The following is a 3198-nucleotide window of genomic DNA, read 5'->3' as shown; positions in this document are numbered from 1 at the left end:
GGCGAGGTGCGGGCCGGCGGCGCCCCGATGGCGCTGCCCGGAGCGTACTACCCCAACGGGTCCGACAAGGCGCCCGCCGGGCAGGACATCGACATCGCCGACGCGGTCGGCAAGGTGCTCGGGGTGAAGGTGGCACGGCAGGACGCCTCCTTCGAGTCGATCCTGCCCGCGCTCGGCAGCGGCAAGTTCGACTTCGGCACCGGCAACTTCGGGGTCACCGCCGAACGCCTGAAGACCGTCGACTTCGTCACCTACATCAACGACGGCCAGGGCTTCGCGGTGAAGAAGGGCGGTACGACGCTGAAGAAGAAGGTCACCGACCTGACCCAGCTGTGCGGCCTGACCATCGGCACCGGGGCGGGCACCACGTTCGAGGCCACCCTCGCCCAGCGGAAGGGCGTCTGCGCCAAGGCCGGAAAGAAGCCGTACGACGTGAAGGTGTACTCCGAGAACGCGGCCACCCTCACCGCCCTCCAGCAGGGCCGGATCGACGTCGTCATGTCGACCATCAACGGTCTGCGCCACCAGGCGGCGCGGTCCGCCTCGGGAACCACCTTCCTGGGCGAGTACCACCGGCTCGACGTCGGCTTCGCCTTCAAGAAGGGCTCCCCGCTGACCAAGGCCTTCCGCGCCGCCGTCAACGAGCTGATCGAGAACGGGACGTACGGCCGCATCCTGAAGAAGTGGGGCACCTCCGCCTCCGCCATCGGGAAGTCGCGCATCAACCCCTCCGAGCACACGTGATGGGCGAGGTCAAAGGCCTCGGTCAGGCCGCCCCCGCCGAAACCCCGCACCCGCGTCCCGTCAAGGTCGTGCCCGTGCGCCACTACGCCCGCTGGGTGGGGGCCGTCGCCGTGACCGTGCTGATCGCCCAGTTCGTGCACGGCCTCGTCACCAACCCGGTCTGGGAGTGGGGCGTCTTCGGCGACTACATCCTGGCCGAGACCATCGTCCAGGCGGTGTGGGTGACGCTCCAGCTCACCGCCTACGCCACCGTGCTCGGCTTCCTGCTCGGCACCGTCCTCGCCTTCATGCGGCTCTCCAGGAGCCCCGTCCTCCAGACGGTCGCCTGGACCTACATCTGGGTCTTCCGGTCCATCCCGATGATCGTCCAGCTCGTGTTCTGGTTCAACCTCAGCGCCCTGTACGAGAGGCTGGGCATCGGCATCCCCTTCGGGCCGGTGTTCTGGTCCGTCGAGAGCAATGACCTCATCGGCACCATCGGCGCCGCCGTCATCGGCCTGACGCTGCACCAGGCCGCGTACGCCGCCGAGATCGTCAGGGGCGGGGTCGTCGCCGTCGACCACGGCCAGCACGAGGCCGCCGCCGCACTGGGCATCCCCCGGCTGCGGCAGATCCGCCGGATCGTGCTGCCGCAGGCGATGCGCGCCATCCTGCCCACCGCGGGCAACGAGGTCATCAGCCTCCTCAAGGGCACCTCGGTCGTCTACGTGATGTCGATCGGGGAGCTGTTCTACCAGGTGCAGGTGGTCTACGGCCGCAACGGTCGGGTGATCCCGCTGCTGCTCGTCGCCACCGCCTGGTACGTGGTGCTCACCACCCTGCTCTCGGTCGCCCAGTACTACGTGGAGCGCCACTACGCGCGCGGCGCCGACCGCACACCGCCGCCCACCCCGCTCCAGCGCGCCCGGCGCCTGGCCCGCGGTCTGCGCGCGGCGGCGGCCCGGCGCGACCGGCCCGTCGTCCCGCGCAGGGCACCGCAACCGCTGGAACCACTCACACCGTTGGGAGAGAGCCGATGAGCCAGGTGATGGTGGACGTCCACGGCGTCCGCAAGAGCTTCGGCCCGCTTGAGGTGCTCCGGGGAGTCGACCTCCAGGTCAGGGCCGGTGAGGTCACGGTGATCCTCGGACCCTCCGGCTCGGGCAAGTCCACCCTGCTGCGCACCATCAACCACCTGGAGAAGGTCGACCGGGGGTGGGTCAGCATCGACGGTGAGCTGATCGGCTACCGCCGCTCCGGCGGCAAGCTGTACGAGCTGCGCGAGAAGGACGTCCTGAAGCAGCGCACCCACATCGGCTTCGTCTTCCAGGACTTCAACCTCTTCCCGCACCTGACCGTCCTGGAGAACCTCGTCGAGGCGCCGGTCTCCGCGCTGCGCCGCCCGCGCAAGGAGGCGGAGCGGACCGCCCGTACGCTGCTCGAACGGGTCGGTCTCGCCGCCAAGACCGACGCCTACCCCCGGCAGCTCTCCGGGGGCCAGCAACAGCGCGTCGCCATCGCCCGCGCGCTCGCCCTGGAACCCAAGGTGCTGCTCTTCGACGAGCCCACCTCCGCGCTCGACCCGGAGCTGGTCGGCGAGGTCCTCGACGTCATCAAGGACCTGGCGCGCACCGGCACCACGATGATCGTCGTGACGCACGAGATCGGCTTCGCCCGCGAGGTCGCCGACACGGTCGTCTTCATGGACGGCGGCGTCGTCGTCGAGCAGGGCCCGCCGTCGGCCGTCCTCGACGCCCCCCGGCACGAGCGCACCCGCGCCTTCCTCTCCAAGGTCCTCTGACCCGCCACCCATCGATTCCGAGGTCCGCCGACCCGCGAACCGTAGGTCCGAAACCTCTCCGCCCCGCCCACCGTGCACGACCTTCACCTCCCAGGAGCCCCGACCGTGACCACCTCCGCAAGAACCCGCGCCACCGCCGCAGCCGGGCTCGCCGCCGCCCTCCTGCTGGCCGGGTGCGGCAACCCCTCCGACGGGGGCACGGTCGACACCGCGGCCACCTCGGGAAGGGAGACCCGGATCAACCTCAGCCCGGACCAGAAGCGCATCACCACCGACAAGGTCGACTCCATAGCCGCCGAGGTACCGCGGCGCATCCGCGAGCGGGGGACCCTGGAGCTCGTCTCCGGCTCCGCCGCCCCGCTGACCTTCTTCGCCACCGACAACAAGACCGTCATCGGCGTCGAGCCCGACCTCGCCACGCTCGTCGCGAACGTGCTCGGCCTCAAGCCGCACTTCAACACCGTCTCCTGGGAGAACATCTTCGTCGGCCTGGACAGCGCCAAGTACGACGCCGGTTTCAGCAACATCACCGTCACCGAGGAGCGCAAGGAGAAGTACGACTTCGCCGGCTACCGCGAGGACACCCTGGCCTTCGAGGCGAAGAAGGGCACCGTCAAGAAGGTCACCGGCCCCGCCGACGTGGCGGGCAGGACCGTCGCCGTCGGCACCGGCAC

4 protein-coding genes are annotated in these 3198 nt (G+C 70.0%); all 4 read left to right on the top strand.

Features of this window, described 5'->3' with window-relative positions:
* Positions 1-744: ABC transporter substrate-binding protein (locus tag AB8Z36_RS35565; protein ID WP_369217522.1), on the top strand; the 744-nt coding region annotated here is incomplete at its 5' end.
* The gene (locus AB8Z36_RS35560) at positions 744-1763 is read left to right on the top strand and encodes an amino acid ABC transporter permease (RefSeq protein ID WP_369217521.1); all 1020 of its coding nucleotides are present in this window, start codon (positions 744-746) and stop codon (positions 1761-1763) included. The genes AB8Z36_RS35565 and AB8Z36_RS35560, both read left to right, overlap by 1 nt.
* Positions 1760-2524, top strand: a complete 765-nt coding sequence (locus tag AB8Z36_RS35555) for an amino acid ABC transporter ATP-binding protein (RefSeq protein ID WP_369217520.1) — start codon at positions 1760-1762, stop codon at positions 2522-2524. The genes AB8Z36_RS35560 and AB8Z36_RS35555 overlap by 4 nt, the downstream gene beginning before the upstream one ends.
* Positions 2525-2629: 105 nt before the next feature.
* Positions 2630-3198 (top strand): transporter substrate-binding domain-containing protein (locus tag AB8Z36_RS35550; RefSeq protein WP_369217519.1); only part of this gene is annotated, 569 nt, incomplete at its 3' end.

The sequence above is a fragment of the Streptomyces flavofungini genome, from assembly GCF_041028215.1.
Classification (GTDB): Bacteria; Actinomycetota; Actinomycetes; order Streptomycetales; family Streptomycetaceae; genus Streptomyces; species Streptomyces flavofungini_B.
The sequence above is the reverse complement of the archived record's forward strand: the minus strand, read 5'-3'. Positions and strand labels throughout refer to the sequence as shown.

Excerpts from the sequence above, each read along its gene's own strand:
- AB8Z36_RS35560 (WP_369217521.1), top strand. The coding sequence starts at position 744 with ATGGGCGAGGTCAAAGGCCTCGGTCAGGCCGCCCCCGCCGAAACCCCG.
- AB8Z36_RS35555 (WP_369217520.1), top strand. The coding sequence starts at position 1,760 with ATGAGCCAGGTGATGGTGGACGTCCACGGCGTCCGCAAGAGCTTCGGC.